Here is an 18,437-nt window from a genome sequence, read left to right on the forward strand (position 1 = left end):
GGACGGCGCGCTCCCGCTCAAGACGCGCGCCGTTCGGTCCGGCGTCGTCGATCCTCGCGATCGGCGGCGCCTTTCCTTTGCGGTCCGTTGACGAAGTCAGGCGTCGGCGGCGGCGCGGACGAAATGATCGCCGGCCTCTGCGGCGCGCTGGGCGGCGCGGTTGAGGTTGGCCTCGAACTCGGCGACCCCTTCGCCCGAAGCGGCGTCGGAGACGGCACGGATGCCACCCCAGGGAATACGGTGATGTTCGGCGACCTGCGCCAGCGCACCCGTCTCCATGTCGACGAGTTCGGCCTTGAAGCGCTTCGCCATCTGGTCGGAGCGCTCGCGGTCGTCGATGAAGCTGTCGCCGGTAAGGATGGTGGCGCGCGGCAGGTCGATGCCGAGCGGGGTCATGGCCTCGAGCGCCTCGAGCGGGGCGCTGCCGATCGGCATCGTCCCGGCGCGGAAGGCGACGAAGGCAGAGCGGCGCCAGGCACCATAATCATGCTGGAAGGCGCGCTCGGTCCAGTAGACCTGCTCGCGCCCCGAGCCGATACGGCCCGCGACGCCCATGCTGATGAGACAGTCGATGCCCTTGTCGATCAGGTAGGTGCAGGCCATCGCCGCATTAACCTTGCCGACGCCCGCACAGGCGACGATCCAATTATCGCCCTCGCGGCAATAGAAGGGCACGCCGCGGTGCGGCCTGCCTTCGCCGGGGCGGAAGCTGTCGGCTTCCTCGATCAGTCCGGTGATGATCCCGACCCGCATCGCCAAAAATTCCTTCTACTGGCGAGCATGGGAACGGTCCGCCGATTCGACCCCCACCTAGCTTGCAGACGCTACGGATTGCTTACAATTTTGCAGGAATACTAGAGGGAGGGAATAATCCAGGCCAGCGACATGGCGATGACGATCAGGAAAAGCGACACGCCGAGCACCCAACGGGTGATGTGCGGCTTGACCGCGCCCGTGGCCTCTTCCTCGGAAACATGGATTTCTTCGCCCTTGCGGTACATGCTCTGGTCCCTTTGCTATTCGGTTCATCAACCGCCAAGCCCGCGACTTGGTTGCACCGCAGCAGCACCCGCTTTGGTCGGTGTCGGGCGCGAAGCGACGAAAAGCCTGTATTTTCGCGCTCGCGCTACCTAGGCTTGCCGCCGTGCCACGCGCAGATGCCCGTTCCGACCCCCGAGGTGACCCGCTCTCGTGCTGAGCCTTCCCTCCCTTCACGCCGCGCTCGCGCTGCTTGTCGCCATCTGCATGTTCGTGGCCTTTGCCTCGAACCGCTTCCGCGTCGAGATCATCAGCCTGATGACGATCGGCGTGATCGCGCTGATGCTCTACCTCTTCCCGTTGCCGCAAACCAACCCCAAGGACGGGCTCGAGCTCGCCTTCGGCGGCTTCGGCCATACCGCACTGGTGACCATCTGCGCGCTGATGGTGATGGGACGCGGGCTGGTGGTGACGGGTGCCCTCGAGCCCGCGGCCCGCGCGCTTGGCGGGGTGTTCAGGATCAACAACCATCTCGGACTTCTGGTGACGCTGCTGCTCGCCATGTTCGCCTCGATGGTGGTCAACGACACGCCGGTGCTGGTGCTGCTCATCCCCGTGATGGTGCAGCTGGCGGCGGGCGGGGCGATGCCGGCGTCCAAGACGCTCATCCCCTTGAATGCCGCCATCCTCATCGGCGGGATGGCAACGACGATCGGCACTTCGACCAACCTGCTCGTCGTCTCGATCGCCGCCGATCTCGGCATGCAGGAACTGCCGATCTTCCATTTCACGCCGATCGTGCTGATGGCCGCGCTGATCTGCCTGCCCTACATCTGGCTGGTGATGCCGCGGCTACTGCCCGACAACAGCCCCGAGGCAGGGCACGAGCCGCGCAAGTTCATCGCCACGCTGCGCGTTGGTACGGGGTCGAACTGGCTCGAGCGCAGCTATGAGGACTTCAAGGAAAAGCTGCCCGAAACCTTCTCCTTCCTGCGCAACCCCCGGACGCTCCAGCCGGGACAGCGGCTCGCCGCCTTCGCGACCGCCGATGCGCTCCGCGAGGCGGGGCGCAAGCTCGGCGCGGCCGCCGCGCCGCGCTGGCTGATCGACCGGTTGCAGAAGGAAAGCTCGGAAACCGGCGAGGATCTCGTCGAGGCCGAAATGGCGTTGAGCGGCGACAGCCGCCTCGTCGGCCGTACGCTCCAGACCGCGGGGATCCGCGGCGTCGCGGTGCTCGGGGTCGCGCAGGCGCCGAGCCGCAGCTTTGCCGCCCCGCGCGAGATGAGCGCCGAGGCGCGGCTCGCCGAGGGCGACATCCTCCTCGTCCTCGGCCGCGAAAGCGCGCTGCAGGAATTCGCCCAGAACGATGCGCTGCTGATGCTCGACGGCGCGCGCCCGCTACCGCGGCGCAGGAAGGCGCTGACCGCCATCGCCATCATGGGCACCGCCGTGCTGCTCGCCTCGCTCGGCATCGTGCCCATTGCCATCTCGGCGCTGGCGGGCGCGGTCGCCATGTTCGTCACAGGCTGCGTGCATTTCGACAAGGTGGGGCGCGCCCTGTCGGCCAAGGTGATCGTGCTGGTCGCCGCCTCCATCGCCATCGGGCGGCTCATCTTCGAGAGCGGTGCGGCGCAGTGGATGGGCGAGGTCCTCGGCTATGCGATGGCGGGGCTCGCACCGCCCTTCGTGCTGGCAATCATCATGCTGTTCGTCACACTGCTCACCAATTTCGCGTCCAACGCCACGGCGGCGGCGGTCGGCACCCCCATCGCTTTTTCGCTCGCAGGGCAGTTGGGGCTCGAGGTCGAGCCGATGGTGCTCGCCGTCCTGTTCGGCTGCAACCTGTGCTACGCCACGCCGATCGCCTACCAGACCAACATGCTGATCATGGCCGAGGGCGATTACCAGTTTAACGACTATCTCAAGACCGGCATCCCGCTCGTCATCCTGATGGTGGCGAGCCTGTCGGTCATTCTCTCGATCACCTACGGGCTCTAGGTGCCCCGCTGCGGCCAAAAGAAAAGGCCCGCCGGTTGACCGGCGAGCCTCGTCGCGTCGCCCCGGCCCATTGGCCGGGGGGCGGGTCGGGTCTCTTACCGCGCGCTGTCGGCGACGAGGCCCGTGATCAGGTAGAAAAGCAGCGCGGTGCCTGCCGAGATGAAGAAGCCGAGCACCCAGGCGAGGCGGACGAGCGTGACGTCGATCCCGAAATAGTCGGCGATGCCGGCGGAAACGCCCATCAGCTTGCCTTCAGCGGGTTTGACGAGAAACTTGCGGTCCATGATGTGATATCTTTCCTTATTCGGTTGTGATGGTGGTGGTGGCCGGTTAGGCGATCGGGGCACCCGACAGCGCGGCGCTGAGGAACAGGCTGGCGACGATGATCGAACCGGCGAGCGAGACGAGGACGTCCTTGGCAGCATACTGAGCATTCATTTTCATTCTCCCTTTTTTGTCGGCCCGGCCGTTGTGGCGGGCTTGCCAGTTACAATGCAGGGAGCGTGCCAAATGAAAAAAGCGAGCAAAATCAATGCTCGCCTTTCCGGTTCATGAACGGAGTTGGGACTTTATCCCGACTGTTTGGGGTTTTCCCCCACATGGGGGACAAGCGCCACGGGAATTTTCTCGATCTTGGTGCATTCCGCCTCGATCCATGGGGCGTCGATGTCCATCCGGCGCTCGAGCTCGGCGTCGATCGTCGCGATGCAGGCGGCCTCATTCTCGAAGCTCATGGTGCTGGCGGCGACGGGTTCGCACATGGCGCCGCCATCGGCGCAGGCGAAGAGGAGGACGGCGAAATCGGCGGGGGAAAACATGCTAGGTCTTTCACATTACACGATGAATTTCCAAGACGAACGCGATGACGGGGCCCCCGTTCCGTGATTTCCGCAGGCGTAACGACCAAGGGCCGCATTGCGGATCGCTTCCGCGCGCCCTACCTCCCCGCCATGGCCCGCCCCACCAAAGGACATGCCCCCGAGGGCGGCGACTTCCGCATCCTGCTCCGTTTCCTCCCCTGGCTCTGGCCCGAGGGGCGCACCGACTTGCGCGCGCGCGTGGTCGTCTCGATCCTCCTCGTCATCCTCGGCAAGGCGATCGTGCTGGCGGTGCCCTTTTTCTACAAAGAGGTGGTCGACCGCATGGCGGGCGAGGGCGGGGACGCCGCGCTCGGCATCATCCTCGGGCTTGTCGCGGCCTATGCGAGCATGCGGCTCCTCGGCACGCTCATAGACAACATCCGCAACGGCATCTTTGAGCGCGTCGGGCAGGAAGCGGCGAGGGGGCTGGCCTCCAAGCTCTTCCGCCACATCCACCGCCTCTCGCTGCGCTTCCACCTCGAGCGCCGCACGGGCAGCCTGACGCGGCTCGTCGAGCGCGGGACCAAGAGCGTGGACTCCATGCTCTATTTCATCCTGTTCAATATCGCGCCGACCGCGATCGAGCTCATTGGCATCGCGATCATCTTCACGGTGGAGTTCGGCTGGGGCCTGACCGCCGCGACGATGGTGATGGTGGTGGCCTATATCTGGTTCACCCGCGTGGTGACCGACTGGCGCAACCAGATCCGCCGCGACATGAACAAGGTCGACCAGAAGGCCGCCCAGCGCGCGGTCGACAGCCTCCTCAATTACGAGACGGTCAAATATTTCGGTGCCGAGGAGCGCGAGAGCGCGCGCTATGATGCGGCGGTCGAGAGCTATACCGACGCGGCGGTCAAGAACGAGACCAGCCTCGCCTGGCTCAATGCGGGCCAAGCGGTCATCACCAACCTGATGATGGCGGGCGCGATGGGCTATACCGTCTGGGGCTGGAGCGAGGGGCGCTTTACCCCGGGCGACGTGGTGCTCGTCAACTCGCTCCTGATGCAGCTCTACCGCCCCTTGAACATGCTCGGCTGGGTCTATCGCTCGATCAAGCAGGGGCTGATCGACATGGAAGAGATGTTCGGCCTCCTCGACACGCCAGTCGAGATCGAGGACGCCGAGGGCGCGCGGGACCTCACCGTCTGCGCGGGCCATGTGCGCTTCGAGGACGTGCGCTTCGGCTACGGTCCCGACCGCGAAATCCTGAAGGGCATCAGCCTCGACATCCCCGCCGGCACCAGCCTCGCCGTCGTCGGTCCCTCGGGGGCGGGCAAGTCGACGCTCGCGCGCCTCCTCTACCGTTTCTACGAGCCGCAGGACGGGCGCATCACCATTGACCGCGTGGACATCGCCGAGGTGACGCAGGCAAGCTTGCGCGCCGCGATCGGCATCGTCCCGCAGGACGCGGTGCTGTTTAACGACACGATCGGCTACAATATCGGCTACGGCCGCGAGGATGCCTCACAGGCCGAGGTGGAAGCCGCCGCGCGGGGTGCCGCCATCGACCGCTTCATCGCCTCGCTGCCCGAAGGCTATGACACCAAGGTCGGCGAGCGCGGCCTCAAGCTGTCAGGCGGCGAGAAGCAGCGCGTCGCCATCGCCCGCACGCTCCTCAAGGACCCGCCGATCCTGATCCTCGACGAGGCGACCAGCGCGCTCGACAGCGCGACCGAGCAGGACATCCAGGCGACGCTCGAGGATGTCATGCAAAAGCGCACCTCGATCATGATCGCCCACCGCCTCTCGACGGTGGTGCATGCCGACCAGATCGTTGTCCTCGATCAGGGCAAGGTCGCAGAACGCGGCACGCACGAGGAATTGTTGGCGCTGGGCGGGCTCTACGCCGATCTCTGGGCGCGGCAGGCACGCGAGCGGGCGTTGGAGAAGGCGGCGGAGTAGAAGCGCGCCAAACGACAATATGCGACAATTTGGGCGAGCGCTGCGATACGGCTGCGACGGGCCGGTGGCACAAACACTGCGTTCATCACCGGAGTGTCGCCATGTCCTTCAAGCCCGTCTCCCATTCGCTCTCGCTCGTCCTTGCCGCCTGCCTTGCCGCTTGCGGCGGAAGCGCGGGCAATGACGATCCCTCGGCCCCGGATAGCGGGGGGAGCAGCAGCGGCGGCGGCGAGATCGACGGACCCGCGGTGGCGATCGATGCCCGGCCCGCAGCCGTCACCAAGGACGCCTTTGCGACCGTCGGCTTTTCCAGCAGTGGTGCCGCGCGCTTCGAATGCAGCCTCGACGGTGCGCCGGCATCCACCTGCGCGAGCCCCTTTGTCGCCATGCCGCTCGATGTGGGGGCGCACCAGCTGAAGGTCACCGCCTTCGACGCGAGCGGGCGGGCGGGGGCACCGGCGCTGGTGCAATGGACCAACAGCAGCATCTTCGGCGATGCCGCCGATTCCGTGCTCCACCCCGATCTGATCCGCACCAGCGTCGTTCCCGCACCGGTCGCGCCCAATAGCTGGAAGGGCATCCTGCGGATCAACTGCGACTTCGCCCACGCCGCCTATGACGATCCGATCGTCTTTCCCGACCAGCCCGGCAAGGCGCACCTCCATCGCTTCTATGGCAACATGCTGACCGACGCATCGAGCACGACGCAGAGCCTCTTCACGCAGGGCGCATCGACCTGCCAGGGCAACGAGCTCAACCGCTCGGCCTATTGGGTGCCGACGCTCCTCGCCCCCGCCTACGAGGCTGGCGGCGGACGCGCTCGCGACAGCAACGGCGATCCCGCCTTCAAGGCCGTGCCGGCGGTCGTCGGCAACGACGAGGTCGCACACGAAATCTTCTATTATTCGGCAGGGGTGAGCGACCTCGCCTCGATCCAGCCGATCCCGCTCGGCCTCAAGATGATCGCGGGCGATCATATGGGATCGCCGGGGATGGAGCAGGACAGCTCCATCGCGCGCTGGCATTGCCAGTCGTGGGAATCGGACGAGGCGACGAACCCGCGCTGGAGCACGAGAATTCCAGAATGCGCGGCCCCCGACCGGCTGCGCTTCGACCTCTTCTTCCCCAGCTGCTGGAACGGCACCGATCTCGACAGCGCCGACCACAAGAGCCACCTCGCCTATCCGGTCGCCTCGGGCAGCCGCACGGTCTGTCCCGCCACCCATCCGGTGCCGATCATCCGCGTCAGCTTCCATTATGCCTTTGGCGTACTGCCCGATGTCGCCGATCCCGCCACCGGCACGACGCGCGGCTGGCAGCTGGCCTCGGACGGCTACACCGTCTCAACGGGCGCGCCGGGCGGCATGTCGCTCCACGGCGACTGGTTCAATGCCTGGCATCCCGAGGCGCTGGACGCGATCCTCGAGGGCTGCATCCAGCGCGGGCTCGACTGCCACGACGGCAATCTCGGCAACGGCTATCGCCTGTCGGGCACCCAGCCCGGCACGCAGGTCGAACCGGCGGTCATCAATGGAGGCAAGGGCGGGTAGACGCGATCACGCCGCCGCCGTCGTCCAGCCGAGGGCGGGCAGGGTGATGCTCGTCTTGCCGCCCATGTCGGTGCGCTTCACGATCAGTTCGCGCTCCTCGATATAGTCGATCAGGCGGCGCGCGCGGCTGAGGCTCGCGGTGCCGTAGATGGCGGCGATCTGGTCCTCGGTGGGCGAGGGGGCGCCGTCGCGCGCGGCCTTGGCGATGAGGAGGAAGGGCGCGAGCATGTCGTCGGGCAGCGCCTCGGCGGCCGCGAGCACCTCGCCCCAGTCGGGCTGCGGATCCTCGGGGATGCCCGCGCGGGCCGCTGCCAGCCGCCGCCCGAAAGCGGGCAGGTCGAGCGGGGGCGTCCGCAGCCCCTTCATCCGGCAGCGCACCGAAAAGTCCTGATAGGCAATGGGGGTGGAACGGGGCTTGCCGTCCTCTTCCTCGACCATCGCGCCGAGCGCCTCGGCGATGATCGGCTCGACCTCTTCGGCATCGGGTGCGGGGACGGGGGGCTCGTCGGCGGCGCGGCGCGTGGTCACGGCGGCGGCAAGCTGTTCCATCATCGTTTCCGACGGCAGCGGCTTGGGCGCGGCCTTTTCGGGCTTGGGCGGCTCGGGCGCATCGGCGAGATCGTCGAACAAGAGCGAGGCGGCTTCCTCGCCCGTCGCGGTCGGCAGCGGGGTGAGCTGCGGCGTGGCGTCCTTGGGGCCGGTCTCGACGGTGCCGATCTTCACCTTGATGGGGCGCCGCGAAATGGCGGGGCCGAGGCCGAGGAACTGGCCGCGCTCGAGGTCGCGGATCGCCTCGGCCTGCCGCCGTTCCATACCGAGCAGGTCGGCGGCGCGCGCCATGTCGATGTCGAGGAAGGTGCGGCCCATGAGGAAATTCGAGGCTTCCGCCGCGACATTCTTCGCGAGCTTGGCGAGGCGCTGAGTGGCGATGATGCCCGCGAGCCCGCGCTTGCGCCCGCGGCACATGAGGTTGGTCATCGCGCCCAGCGAGGCGCGGCGAACGTCTTCGGGCACCTCGCCGCCCGCTGTGGGGGCGAACATCTGCGCCTCGTCGACGATGACCAATGCTGGAAACCACATGTCGCGGGGCGCGTCGAACAGGGTATTCAGGAAATTGGCGGCGCAGCGCATCTGGCCGTCGGCTTCCAAGCCTTCGAGGCTCAACACGACGCTCAACCGATGCTCGCGGATGCGCATGGCGAGCTTGCCGATCTCGGTTTCGCTGTGCGCGGCACCTTCGACGACGACATGGCCGTATTTGTCCGCGAGCGTCGTGAATTCGCCTTCGGGATCGACGATGACCTGCTGCACCTGCCCCGCCGATTTCTCGAGCAGGCGGCGCAGAAGGTGCGACTTGCCGCTCCCCGAATTGCCCTGGACGAGCAGGCGGGTGGCGAGCAGTTCTTCAAGATTGAGGGTCGCGCTCTTTCCGTAAGGATCGAGACCCATGTCGACGCTGATAGGCATTGTCAGGACCCTGCCCCCCAAGTGCTTGCGAGACAAGCGCGAAACCCGCATGGGGGGCCGCGCATTGGGCTTTTGCAGCAGGAGTGTGGTCGATGATCCTCAAGAAAGTGTCGCTGGACGGCGAATTCCATGTCGGTAGCCAGATCGCGCTCGACGATGTCGAGGCGTTGAAGGGCGAGGGCTTCGCGATGATCATCAACAACCGGCCCGATCACGAGGTCGACGACCAGCCGACCGCGGTCGAGCTCGAGGAAGCCTGCAAGGCGGCCGGCCTCAAATATGCGCATATCCCGATCGGGCGCGGCATCTCGCCCGCCGATGTCGCAGCCGAATGCGCAGCGCTCGACGAGGCCGGCGGGGCCAAGACCTTCGCCTTCTGCCGCTCGGGCACGCGGTCGACGCTGATGTGGGCGCTGGCGCATCACGACAAGGGGCGCCCCGTCGCCGAGCTGCGCGACAAGGCGCAGGACGCGGGCTACAGCCTCGATCCGATCAGCCACCTCCTCTAAGCAGGTTGTGGCGGCGCCCGCGCCGCGCTAGCGGTTGACGGGTGCGTAACCCACTGGACATCCTTCACGAGACTTTCGGCTTCTCCGCCTTTCGCGGCGTGCAGGAACAGGTCGTCGACCGCGTGCTCGAGGGCAAGGACGCGCTCGCCGTCATGCCGACGGGCGCGGGCAAGTCGCTCTGCTACCAGCTGCCCGCCGTGGCGCTGGACGGCACCGCGATCGTCATCTCGCCGCTCATCGCGTTGATGGAGGACCAGGTCCGTTCGGCCACCGCCAACGGCATCGCTGCCGCCGCGCTGACCAGCGCCTCGGCCGACCGGATGGGCACCGAGCGTGCCTTCGAGGCGGGCGAACTCGACCTTCTCTATGTCGCGCCCGAGCGCGCCACCACCGAGCGCTTCGGACGGATGCTCGAGGGGCAGCGGATCAGCCTCGTCGCGGTGGACGAAGCGCATTGCGTGTCCGAATGGGGCCATGACTTCCGCCCCGACTATCGCCTGCTGCGCCCGCTGCTCGACCATGTCGGCGCGCCGCGGCTCGCGCTGACCGCGACGGCGGACCGGCGCACCCGCGCCGACATCCTCCACCAGCTCGGGATCGAGCCCGAGGGGCTCGTCATATCGGGCTTCGACCGGCCCAACATCCGCTATCATGTGGTGCCGCGTGCGGGCCTGCCGGGGCAGGTGCGGGGGCTGCTCAAAGCGCATGAGGGCGCGGGCATCGTCTATTGCCCGAGCCGTGCCAAGACCGAGGCGCTGGCCGCCGACATCCGCGAGACGGGGCGGCCGGCGGGGGCCTATCACGCTGGGCTCGACCCGCACATCCGCGCCAACAACCAGGACGCCTTCGTGCGCTCGGAGGACATGGTGATGGCGGCGACGATCGCCTTCGGCATGGGCATCGACAAGCCCGACGTGCGCTTCGTCGCCCATGCCGCCACGCCCAAGTCGATCGAAGCCTATTACCAGGAAACCGGCCGCGCGGGCCGCGACGGCGAGCCCGCCGAGGCATGGCTCTTCTGGGGCGCGGAGGATTTCGCCCGCGCCCGCCAGCGCATCGAGACCGAGGTCGAGCCCGATCGCCAGCCCGCCGAGCGCGAGCGCTTGAACGCCCTTGCGGCTTTCGTGGAATCGGCGACCTGCCGCCGCGCGATCCTGTTGCGCCATTTCGGCGAGGAGCCGCCCGAGACTTGCGGAAATTGCGACAATTGCATCGACCCGCCCAAGACGATCGACGCCACCGTCGTGGCCCAGAAATTGCTCTCGGCGGCCTTCCGCACGGGGATGCGTTTCGGGGTCGGCTACCTGAAGCAGGTGCTGTCGGGCGACGATAACGAGAAGGTGCGCACCAACGGGCATCACGACCTGTCGGTGTTCGGCATCATGGACGCCGACGAATTGCGGCTGGTGCAGCCGGTGGCGCGGGCGCTGATTGCGCGCGATGCCTTGCGCGCCGATGCCTATGGCGGCCTCAGTTTCGGGCCGGGCGCCAAGCCCATCCTTAAGGGCGAGCAGGGCCTCGAGATCGCGGTGCCGCCCAAGGCGTCGGGGTCTGGGCGTCGTCGCAAGAGCGCCGCCGATTATCCGCCCGACCCGCTGTTCGATGCGCTACGCGAATGGCGGCGCGAGGAAGCGAAGAGCCAGGGCGTGCCGCCCTATGTCATCTTCCACGATTCGACGCTCCGGCAGGTCGCGGCGATGAAGCCGGACAGCCTTTCGGCGCTGCGCGAGGTCGACGGGGTCGGGGAAAAGAAGCTCGAGCGCTATGGCGAGGGGCTGCTCGTGGCGCTTCGCGCGGCGACCTGATCTTGTCCGACGCCTAATCCTCGGCGACGACGGCGTCGGGGGGCAGTCTCAGGATGTCCTGCGCGATGGCGAGGTCGCTGTCGTCGACCATCAACCGGACCCAGGCGAGCCCGCCCCCGCCGAACACGCTGTTGAGCCCACCGTCGAAGATCATCGCGGGGATATTCTCGGCCTCGAGGCGGTGACGCGCGAGGTCGGCTTCGACCTGCGTGGGATAGCGCGCCGCCTCGACGAGGCTCATGTCGCGGTGCCGCCCACGGTGATGGCGGAGACGAGGAGGCTCGGCTGGCCGACGCCCGCGGGGACCGACTGGCCACCCTTGCCGCACATGCCCACGCCTTCATCGAGCGCCATGTCGTTGCCGATGCCGAGGACGCGCTGCATCACGGTGGGGCCATCGCCGATGAGGGTCGCGCCCTTGATCGGGTCGCCCAGCTTGCCGTTCTCGACCTTGTAGGCCTCGGTGCAACTGAAGACGAACTTGCCCGACACGATATCGACCTGCCCGCCGCCGAAGCTCTTGGCGTAAATGCCCTTGTCGAGCCGTGACAGGAGGTCGGCGGGATCGTCCTCGCCGCCGAGCATGAAGGTGTTGGTCATGCGCGGCATGGGGGCGTGGGCGAAGCTCTCGCGGCGCCCGTTGCCGGTCGGCTCGACCCCCATCAGGCGGGCGTTGAGGCGGTCCTGCATATAGCCACGCAAGATGCCGTCCTCGATGAGGACGTTACGCTGCGTGGGCGTGCCTTCGTCGTCGATGGTGAGGCTGCCGCGCCGGTTGGCGATATTGCCTTCGTCGACCACGGTGACGCCGGGCGAGGCGACGCGCTCGCCGATCCGGCCGGCGAAGGTCGACTGGCCCTTGCGGTTGAAATCGCCCTCGAGCCCGTGGCCGACGGCCTCGTGGAGGAGCACCCCGCACCAGCCGGGGCCGAGCAGCACGGGCATGTCGCCCGCGGGCGCGGCGACCGAGCGCATGTTCACATCGGCCATGCGAACCGCTTCGTCGACGCAGCGCATCCATGTCGCGCGGTCGAACAGGCGGTCGTAGAGATAGCGTCCGCCGAGTCCGTGGCTGCCGCTCTCGCGGCGCTCGCCGTCGGCCATGACGACCGAGACGTTGAGGCGCACCAGCGGGCGGATGTCGGTGGCGAGGAAGCCGTCGGGACGGACGATCTCGACGACGCTCCACGAGCCCGACAGGACGACGCTGACCTGGTCGACCCTCGGGTCACGCGACCGGGCTTCGGCCTCGATCTCCTTGATAAGGGCGAGCTTCTTCTCGAACGGGACCGCGACCAGCGGGTCCTCGTCGGTATAGAGCCGCGCGTTGGTGCCGTGCGGCGGGCCGGCGGGGGCCTGCTTCGAGGGATCGAGCAGCCTAAGCGTCTCTGCAGCGCGCTGGATCGCGGCGGTCGACAGCTCGTTGGCATGGGCAAAGCCCGTCATCTCGCCGGTCACGCCGCGCAGGCCGAAGCCGCGGTCGGTCGAATAGTCGGCGCTGCGCAGGCGGCCGTCGTCGAAGGCCACCATCTCGGAGGCGCGATATTGCAGATAGAGTTCGCCGTCGTCATGCCCCGACAGATGCGCGCGCGCGGCGGCCATCGCGTCGGAGGGCTCGAACTGGCCCGGCGTGTAGAGAAAGCCCCGGGGGCCGAGGCTCACGCCACGTCCTTCGTGTCGGCCGGGCCACCCTTGAGCACGAAGCGGCGGTCGCAATATTTGCATTCGACCATGCCGTTGTCGTCGATGTGGTAATAGACGCGCGGATGGCCGAGCGCGGGCGAAATGTCGCCGGCACCATCGCAATGGACGCGCAGCGTATCGACTCGGATCGTCTCGGGGGGCGGAATCTTTGACATGACCGCCGATTAGCGAAGCGCGGCGGGCGCGGCAACTAGTCGGCGCGCGGCAGTCGCGTATCGCCCGCCACCAGCGCGGTGACCTCGCCGCCGGGGCCGCGTTCCACATCGACGATCTGGCCGCCCTGCGGGAAATAGAGGCGATCGCCCTCGATCAGGATCGACGGTTCGATCTCGCCCTGCGGGTTGCGCAGGCTGAGCCGGTCGCCGTCGACCGAGAATGCAAAAGCGCGCTCGTCGAGCAGATAGACGCCGGCGATCCGGGCAAGCGCCTCGGGGGTGGCGGGCGCGCGCACGAGGCGGCGCTGCTCGAACCCCGGCCAGTCCATTTCGCGGGCGACCGCCGCCGCGATCGACTGGAACAGCGGCGCGCCAAGTTCGCCATTGGTCATGATGACCAACCCTTCGCCGCGCTCGGGAAAGGAGAACATGTAGGCCTTGTACCCCATGTTCGACCCGCTGTGTCCGATCCGAAAGTCCGCGCCCGACCCGCTCGTCCCGAAGCCGAGCGCATAGTCGCTGTCGCCGCCCGGCGCGGTGAGAAGGGTGCGCATTCCCGCAGGGCCGACCGGCAGGCCGGTCTCGCCTGCATGGGCGCGATTGGCGGCGATCAGGAAAAGGGCGAGGTCGCGCGGGGTGGTCCACAGGCCGGCGGCGGCCTGCTCGGGGTAGAGATGGTAGCCGCCGGCGATCAACCTCCCCTGTTCGTCATGCGCGAGCGCGAGCTTCTCGCGCGCCGCGCGCGGCGGCTGGGCGAAGCTCGACCGGTCCATGCCGAGCGGTACGAGGAGGACCCGCGCCGCGACATCGGCGAAGGGCTGGCCCTCGACCTCCTCGACGAGCAATTGCGCGACCGAATAGCCGCCGCCCGAATAAGAGAAGGTGCCGGGGGCAGAGACCAGCTCGACCGGATCGGTATTGCCGCGTCCCTCGAGCACGGCGACGAGGTCGGGCGTCGCGGCGGGATCGGCATAGCCGGGAAAGCCCGAGACGCTCGTCCCGGCGCGATGCGACAGGAGGCTGCGCAGCGTGGCGGGGGCATGCTCGCCCTCGGGCAGCCGCCAGCGCGACAGGCGGGCATTGACGGGCAGGTCGAGATCGAGCGCGCCCGCCTCGACGAGCGCCATCATCGTCATCGCCGCGACGGACTTCGACAGGCTCGCGGCTTGGAAGCGCGTGTCGAGATGCGCGGGCACGCGCTGCGCCGGATCGGCCCAGCCGAAGCTGCGCGCGGCGACAATGCGATTGTCGTCGATCAACGCGATCGACACGGCGGGGACCCGCAGCTCGGCCATCGCCTCGTGGATCGAGCTGGGCGCCGGTTCCTCGCCCACGATCACCGTGCCCGGCACCAGCGCCTCGATGGCGCGGTCGAGCGGCGTGCCCTCGGCGGGGACGGCGGCGACGAGAAGCGTGGCGACAGACAGGAACATGGCTCTTGGACCCCCGCGATGAAAAACGCGCCTCGGGCCTAGGTCAGCGCAGACCGTAGCGCAATCGCTCGCGGCCCGCTAAGGCGCTCGGGATGACCCAAGCCCCCGCGATCAGCATCGAGAACCTGTCCAAGACCTATGCCGGCGGCAAGCAGGCGCTGGACGATGTCAGCTTCGAGGTCCCGCAGGGGCAGATCTTCGGGCTGCTCGGCCCCAATGGCGCGGGCAAGTCGACGCTGATCAACATCCTCGCTGGCCTCGTCACCAAGACGAGCGGCACGGCGGCGATCTGGGGCTTCGACATCGACCGCGACCATCGCAATGCCAAGCGCTCGATCGGCATCGTGCCGCAGGAAATCCTCTTCGACCCCTTCTTCACGCCCGCCGAGGCGCTCGAGATACAGGCGGGGCTCTACGGCATCCCCAAGGACGAGCGCCGCACCGCCGAGCTGCTCGAGGCAGTGTCGCTGACCGACAAGGCCGATGCCTATGCGCGCACCCTTTCGGGCGGGATGAAGCGCCGCCTGCTGGTCGCCAAGGCAATGGTCCATTCGCCCCCCATTCTCGTCCTCGACGAGCCAACCGCTGGCGTCGACATCGACCTTCGCCAGCAGCTGTGGGACTATGTCCGCACGCTCCACGCCCGCGGCGTCACGGTCGTGCTGACCACGCATTACCTCGAGGAAGCCGAGGAGCTGTGCGACCGCATCGCCATCATCAACCACGGCAAGCTCGTCACCAACGAGCCGACGAAACAGCTCATCGCGCGGGCGCAGGAGAAGCAGGTCGTCGTCACCTTCGACCGCGCGGTGGCGCAGTTGCCCTCCGACGACCGTTTCGAGAAGATCGAGCGGATCGGCGAGGAAGAGGTCGCCATTTCCTATTCGAAGGACAAGGTGAATGCGGGCGAGGTGCTGCGCCTGCTGGCGCGCGAGGGTTATGACATCGTCGACGTGCGCACGCGCGAACCCGACCTCGAGGACGTCTTCCTCTCGCTGACGCGGGGAGCCGAATGAGCGACCACGACTTCGACGTCCTCGTCATCGGCACGGGTGCCGCCGGCCTTACTGCCGCGCTCAACCTCGCCGAGCGGTTCAAGGTCGGCGTCCTCGCCAAGGGCAAATTGGGCGGCGGGGCGACCGAATGGGCACAGGGCGGGATCGCTGCCGTGCTCGAGGACGAGGACAGCTTCGAGAACCATATCCGTGACACGATGATCGCGGGCGCCGGCCTCAATGATCGCGACGTGGTCGAGATGGTGGTGCAGCGCGCGCCCGCCGCGATCGAGAAGCTCGCCAAATTGGGCGTGCCCTTCAACCTCGACACCGATGGCGACTGGCACCTGACGCGCGAGGGCGGGCACAGCCACCGCCGCATCGTCCACGTCCATGACGCCACCGGCTGGGCGGTCGCACAGGCGCTCGAAAAGGCGGCCGTGATGCACGAGAATATCACGCTCCTGCCGGGCCGCGTGGCGATCGACTTCATCCAGGGCCGCCATGCGCAGCATTATTCGACGAGCGGCACGGTGCATGGCGTCTACGCGCTCGACCGCGCCGCGGGCGAAGTCGAAACCATCACCGCCCGCGCGACCGTGCTGGCGGCGGGCGGGGCAGGGCGCGCCTACCAGTTCTCGACCGCGCCGCGCGGCGCGACCGGCGACGGTATCGCGATGGCGTGGCGCGCGGGCTGCCGCGTGTCGAACATGGAATTCATGCAATTCCACCCGACCTGCCTCTACAATCTCGAGGTGAAGAACTTCCTCATCACCGAGGCCGTGCGCGGCGAGGGGGGGATCCTCGTCAACCCGACCAGCGGCGAGCGCTTCATGAAGAATTACGACGAGCGGCTGGAGCTGGCGCCGCGCGACGTCGTCGCCCGCGCCATCGACGCCGAGATCAAGCGCGACGGGCTCGACTATGTCCATCTCGACATCTCGCACCGCGGGCCGGACTTCGTGAGGGAGCATTTCCCGACTATCTACGACAAGCTGATCGGGCTCGGCATCGACATCACCAAACAGCCGATCCCCGTCGTGCCGGCACAGCATTACACCTGCGGCGGCGTGGTGGTGGACATGGACGGGCGCACCGATGCGCCGGGCCTCTATGCGGCGGGCGAGGTCACCATGTCGGGGCTGCACGGCGCCAATCGCCTCGCCTCCAATTCCTTGCTCGAATGTTTCGTCTACGGCGATGCGGCGGCCGAGCATATCAAGGCGAACTGGGACAGCCTGCCCCGGCCCATTGATGTGCGCGACTGGGACGAAAGCCGCGTCACCGACAGCGACGAGGAAGTCGTCATCCAGCAGGTGTGGGGCGAGATCCGCCGCTTCATGTGGAATTTCGTCGGCATCGTGCGCACCACCAAGCGGCTCGAGCGGGCCAAGGCGCGCATCGACCTCCTGCGTCAGGAAGTCGACGACTATTACAAGAATTTCCGAGTCACCCCCGACCTCATCGAGCTCCGGAGCCTCGTCGAGGTCGCCGACCTCATCGTGCGCTGCGCCTTGAAGCGCCACGAGAGCCGCGGGCTGCATTACACGCTCGATTATCCCGAGACGGATAGCGTCGCACAGGATACGGTGCTGGCACCATGAAGCTGCAATGCGAGACCTGCCCCGTTCGCGACAGCGCTGCCTGCGCATCGCTTTCGATCGAGGAGCGTGACGAGCTGGCGCGGATCGGCGCGCATCGCAACCTCAAGCGCGGCGAGGTGCTGTTCCATGCCGGCGACGAGGCCGATGTGTGCGCCACGCTCAACAGCGGGCTGCTCAAGATCTCGCACCTCGATGCCGAGGGCAACGAGCGCATCCTCAGCCTCGTCCACCCCGCGGGCTTCGTCGGCGAGATGTTCGCACCGGTGGAAAATCACGACATCGTCGCGCTGACCGACAGCCGCCTGTGCCTGTTCGACCGGCGCGAATATGAAAAAGCGATCGAGCGCTTTCCCGCGCTGGCCCGCGCGCTGCTGCGGCGCTCGGCGGCGGACCTGTTCGAGGCGCGCGCGCAGATCGCATTGGATGCCAAGAAGGGCGCGGGGGCCAAGATTGCCAACCTGCTGCGTTCGCTGGCACGGGCGGCGAGCAGCTCGCCCTGTCATTCGGCCGGTGAATTCGACCTGCCGCTCACGCGCGGCGAGATGGCGGGCCTCCTCGGGCTCACCATCGAAACGGTCTCGCGCCAACTCACCAAGATGGAAAAGCAGGGCATCATCGCCCGCAGCGGCACACGCGGGATCCGCATTGCGGATCCCGCGCGGCTCGCGGACCTGGCCGAATAGCCGGGAGGCTAGGCCAGGGCGGCGATACTCACCGCGGCGATGCCCCAACCGACGATGAGCAAGGGGAGGATGAGGACCTGCGCGACCGCGTCGCCGCCCGAGCTCTTCCCGGTCTCGGTGGCGATGCCCTTGGCGAGCAGGGTATCGAGGCGCATCGCGCGGCTGCTGCGGTCGGGCGCGATGCGGGTCCACGCCATCGGCACCGCGAAGGCGGCGATGACGAAGGTGAAGAAGATCGCCATCGGCAGCACCATTTCGGGGTGGGGGAAGCCCACCGCCATGATGCCGAGATAGGCGAGGAAGGCACCGAAGTAGATGACATGCAACGCGGCGGGCAGGCCGAAGCTGCGGTCCTCGATATCGGTGCGGATGTTGCGAAGGCTCGGCGCTTGCGCCCGCTCGGCGGCGGCGATGACTTCAGCTTCGGTGATCGGTTTGGACATCGGGCATCTCCTTGATGGATGCCCTCTTTTGACGGCGCGCTGACGCCCCCGCCTTGATCGGAATCAAACCCTAAGCAGGAATCCGGAAAGGCACGGCTTCATGCCCGCCAACCTCGCCGACGCAGCGCGGCCCCGACCAGATTTCGGCGCGCCGCCCGCGCCGCACGCGATTGGCGTAATCGATCGCCTCGAGCACGTCGCCGCCGGGCAGCGTCTCGGCATCGACGACCGTGCTCTGTTCGAAATAGAGGATGGAAAAACGGGGCATTGGAACACCTTACGCGACTGTCAGAGCAGACAAGACGCGCGAGCGGGCCGATGGTGCCATGCCTTTTGCACCATTCGTCG

General features: G+C 67.4%; 19 protein-coding genes. 8 read left to right on the top strand and 11 right to left on the bottom strand.

Annotated features, from left to right (window positions below; genetic code table 11):
- Window positions 1-96: 96 nt before the first annotated feature.
- Together NUW81_RS07380 and NUW81_RS07385 are read right to left on the bottom strand one after the other, a co-directional pair.
- Entirely contained in the window at window positions 97-753 is a 657-nt protein-coding gene (locus NUW81_RS07380) for a 5'-methylthioadenosine/S-adenosylhomocysteine nucleosidase family protein (RefSeq protein ID WP_245111975.1), read from the bottom strand.
- 101 nt (window positions 754-854) lie between these two features.
- Window positions 855-1,001, bottom strand: a complete 147-nt coding sequence (locus NUW81_RS07385; protein ID WP_245111977.1) for a hypothetical protein — start codon at window positions 999-1,001, stop codon at window positions 855-857.
- 190 nt (window positions 1,002-1,191) lie between these two features.
- Between NUW81_RS07385 and NUW81_RS07390 the strand changes: the two genes are divergently transcribed.
- On the top strand, window positions 1,192-2,976 hold the full coding sequence (locus NUW81_RS07390; protein WP_245111980.1) for an SLC13 family permease: 1,785 nt from the start codon (window positions 1,192-1,194) through the stop codon (window positions 2,974-2,976).
- A gap of 95 nt (window positions 2,977-3,071) precedes the next feature.
- Here NUW81_RS07390 and NUW81_RS07395 read toward each other — a convergent pair whose 3' ends face one another.
- Both NUW81_RS07395 and NUW81_RS07400 read right to left on the bottom strand, forming a co-directional pair.
- Entirely contained in the window at window positions 3,072-3,260 is a 189-nt protein-coding gene (locus NUW81_RS07395; protein WP_245111982.1) for a PspC domain-containing protein, read from the bottom strand.
- A gap of 285 nt (window positions 3,261-3,545) precedes the next feature.
- Entirely contained in the window at window positions 3,546-3,794 is a 249-nt protein-coding gene (locus tag NUW81_RS07400) for a hypothetical protein (RefSeq protein ID WP_245111985.1), read from the bottom strand.
- 132 nt (window positions 3,795-3,926) lie between these two features.
- Here NUW81_RS07400 and NUW81_RS07405 point away from each other — a divergent pair, with 132 nt between their 5' ends.
- Both NUW81_RS07405 and NUW81_RS07410 read left to right on the top strand, forming a co-directional pair.
- On the top strand, window positions 3,927-5,741 hold the full coding sequence (locus NUW81_RS07405) for an ABCB family ABC transporter ATP-binding protein/permease (RefSeq protein WP_245111986.1): 1,815 nt from the start codon (window positions 3,927-3,929) through the stop codon (window positions 5,739-5,741).
- Between the two features lie 101 nt (window positions 5,742-5,842).
- Complete coding sequence (locus tag NUW81_RS07410) at window positions 5,843-7,291, top strand: DUF1996 domain-containing protein (protein WP_245111987.1); 1,449 nt, start codon at window positions 5,843-5,845, stop codon at window positions 7,289-7,291.
- Window positions 7,292-7,297: 6 nt separating this feature from the next.
- Here the strand turns inward: NUW81_RS07410 and NUW81_RS07415 are convergent, their stop codons facing one another.
- A complete protein-coding gene (locus NUW81_RS07415; protein WP_245111988.1) occupies window positions 7,298-8,758 on the bottom strand; it encodes a helicase HerA domain-containing protein in 1,461 nt (486 codons plus the stop codon).
- 92 nt (window positions 8,759-8,850) lie between these two features.
- On the opposite strand from NUW81_RS07415, the gene NUW81_RS07420 reads away from it, so the two are divergent.
- Both NUW81_RS07420 and recQ read left to right on the top strand, forming a co-directional pair.
- Window positions 8,851-9,267: a protein tyrosine phosphatase family protein gene (locus tag NUW81_RS07420; RefSeq protein ID WP_245111989.1), complete on the top strand. Its 417-nt coding sequence runs from the start codon at window positions 8,851-8,853 to the stop codon at window positions 9,265-9,267.
- 41 nt (window positions 9,268-9,308) lie between these two features.
- Window positions 9,309-11,072 (top strand): DNA helicase RecQ, encoded by a 1,764-nt coding sequence (gene recQ, locus NUW81_RS07425; protein WP_245111990.1) that lies wholly within the window; start codon window positions 9,309-9,311, stop codon window positions 11,070-11,072.
- Between the two features lie 13 nt (window positions 11,073-11,085).
- Here the strand turns inward: recQ and NUW81_RS07430 are convergent, their stop codons facing one another.
- The 4 genes from NUW81_RS07430 to NUW81_RS07445 are packed head-to-tail and all read right to left on the bottom strand — an operon-like array spanning window position 11,086 to window position 14,364.
- Window positions 11,086-11,313, bottom strand: a complete 228-nt coding sequence (locus tag NUW81_RS07430; protein ID WP_245111991.1) for a putative signal transducing protein — start codon at window positions 11,311-11,313, stop codon at window positions 11,086-11,088.
- A complete protein-coding gene (gene tldD, locus NUW81_RS07435) occupies window positions 11,310-12,674 on the bottom strand; it encodes a metalloprotease TldD (RefSeq protein ID WP_245113737.1) in 1,365 nt (454 codons plus the stop codon). Before tldD ends, NUW81_RS07430 begins: the two co-directional genes overlap by 4 nt.
- 56 nt (window positions 12,675-12,730) lie before the next feature.
- Window positions 12,731-12,931 carry a zinc-finger domain-containing protein gene (locus NUW81_RS07440; RefSeq protein ID WP_245111994.1) on the bottom strand — a complete coding sequence of 67 codons (201 nt, stop codon included), beginning with the start codon at window positions 12,929-12,931 and terminating at the stop codon, window positions 12,731-12,733.
- Window positions 12,932-12,966: 35 nt separating this feature from the next.
- A complete protein-coding gene (locus NUW81_RS07445; RefSeq protein WP_245111996.1) occupies window positions 12,967-14,364 on the bottom strand; it encodes a serine hydrolase domain-containing protein in 1,398 nt (465 codons plus the stop codon).
- 92 nt (window positions 14,365-14,456) lie between these two features.
- Between NUW81_RS07445 and NUW81_RS07450 the strand changes: the two genes are divergently transcribed.
- From NUW81_RS07450 to NUW81_RS07460, 3 genes are read left to right on the top strand one after another with little or no spacing between them, the layout of a single operon-like run.
- Window positions 14,457-15,380 carry an ABC transporter ATP-binding protein gene (locus tag NUW81_RS07450; protein WP_245111998.1) on the top strand — a complete coding sequence of 308 codons (924 nt, stop codon included), beginning with the start codon at window positions 14,457-14,459 and terminating at the stop codon, window positions 15,378-15,380.
- Window positions 15,377-16,963, top strand: a complete 1,587-nt coding sequence (gene nadB / locus NUW81_RS07455) for an L-aspartate oxidase (protein ID WP_245111999.1) — start codon at window positions 15,377-15,379, stop codon at window positions 16,961-16,963. The genes NUW81_RS07450 and nadB overlap by 4 nt, the downstream gene beginning before the upstream one ends.
- Window positions 16,960-17,646, top strand: coding sequence for a Crp/Fnr family transcriptional regulator (locus tag NUW81_RS07460; protein ID WP_245112000.1), 687 nt, complete (start codon window positions 16,960-16,962; stop codon window positions 17,644-17,646). Before nadB ends, NUW81_RS07460 begins: the two co-directional genes overlap by 4 nt.
- 8 nt (window positions 17,647-17,654) lie before the next feature.
- On the opposite strand, the gene NUW81_RS07465 is transcribed toward NUW81_RS07460, so the two are convergent.
- Window positions 17,655-18,089: a hypothetical protein gene (locus NUW81_RS07465; protein WP_245112001.1), complete on the bottom strand. Its 435-nt coding sequence runs from the start codon at window positions 18,087-18,089 to the stop codon at window positions 17,655-17,657.
- Window positions 18,090-18,159: 70 nt separating this feature from the next.
- On the bottom strand, window positions 18,160-18,357 hold the full coding sequence (locus tag NUW81_RS07470) for a hypothetical protein (protein ID WP_245112002.1): 198 nt from the start codon (window positions 18,355-18,357) through the stop codon (window positions 18,160-18,162).
- Window positions 18,358-18,437: the final 80 nt, after the last annotated feature.

Origin of the sequence: Sphingomicrobium aestuariivivum, assembly GCF_024721585.1 — a bacterium.
Lineage (GTDB): Bacteria > Pseudomonadota > Alphaproteobacteria > Sphingomonadales > Sphingomonadaceae > Sphingomicrobium > Sphingomicrobium aestuariivivum.

Bases quoted from the DNA above. Each gene is read 5' to 3' on its own strand.
- NUW81_RS07440 (WP_245111994.1), bottom strand. From the start codon at position 12,931: ATGTCAAAGATTCCGCCCCCCGAGACGATCCGAGTCGATACGCTGCGC.
- NUW81_RS07380 (WP_245111975.1), bottom strand. From the start codon at position 753: ATGCGGGTCGGGATCATCACCGGACTGATCGAGGAAGCCGACAGCTTC.
- NUW81_RS07460 (WP_245112000.1), top strand. From the start codon at position 16,960: ATGAAGCTGCAATGCGAGACCTGCCCCGTTCGCGACAGCGCTGCCTGC.
- NUW81_RS07465 (WP_245112001.1), bottom strand. From the start codon at position 18,089: ATGTCCAAACCGATCACCGAAGCTGAAGTCATCGCCGCCGCCGAGCGG.
- NUW81_RS07405 (WP_245111986.1), top strand. From the start codon at position 3,927: ATGGCCCGCCCCACCAAAGGACATGCCCCCGAGGGCGGCGACTTCCGC.
- NUW81_RS07445 (WP_245111996.1), bottom strand. From the start codon at position 14,364: ATGTTCCTGTCTGTCGCCACGCTTCTCGTCGCCGCCGTCCCCGCCGAG.
- NUW81_RS07470 (WP_245112002.1), bottom strand. From the start codon at position 18,357: ATGCCCCGTTTTTCCATCCTCTATTTCGAACAGAGCACGGTCGTCGAT.
- NUW81_RS07410 (WP_245111987.1), top strand. From the start codon at position 5,843: ATGTCCTTCAAGCCCGTCTCCCATTCGCTCTCGCTCGTCCTTGCCGCC.
- NUW81_RS07395 (WP_245111982.1), bottom strand. From the start codon at position 3,260: ATGGACCGCAAGTTTCTCGTCAAACCCGCTGAAGGCAAGCTGATGGGC.
- tldD (WP_245113737.1), bottom strand. From the start codon at position 12,674: ATGGCCGCCGCGCGCGCGCATCTGTCGGGGCATGACGACGGCGAACTC.
- NUW81_RS07385 (WP_245111977.1), bottom strand. From the start codon at position 1,001: ATGTACCGCAAGGGCGAAGAAATCCATGTTTCCGAGGAAGAGGCCACG.
- NUW81_RS07420 (WP_245111989.1), top strand. From the start codon at position 8,851: ATGATCCTCAAGAAAGTGTCGCTGGACGGCGAATTCCATGTCGGTAGC.
- NUW81_RS07450 (WP_245111998.1), top strand. From the start codon at position 14,457: ATGACCCAAGCCCCCGCGATCAGCATCGAGAACCTGTCCAAGACCTAT.
- NUW81_RS07415 (WP_245111988.1), bottom strand. From the start codon at position 8,758: ATGCCTATCAGCGTCGACATGGGTCTCGATCCTTACGGAAAGAGCGCG.
- NUW81_RS07430 (WP_245111991.1), bottom strand. From the start codon at position 11,313: ATGAGCCTCGTCGAGGCGGCGCGCTATCCCACGCAGGTCGAAGCCGAC.
- NUW81_RS07400 (WP_245111985.1), bottom strand. From the start codon at position 3,794: ATGTTTTCCCCCGCCGATTTCGCCGTCCTCCTCTTCGCCTGCGCCGAT.
- nadB (WP_245111999.1), top strand. From the start codon at position 15,377: ATGAGCGACCACGACTTCGACGTCCTCGTCATCGGCACGGGTGCCGCC.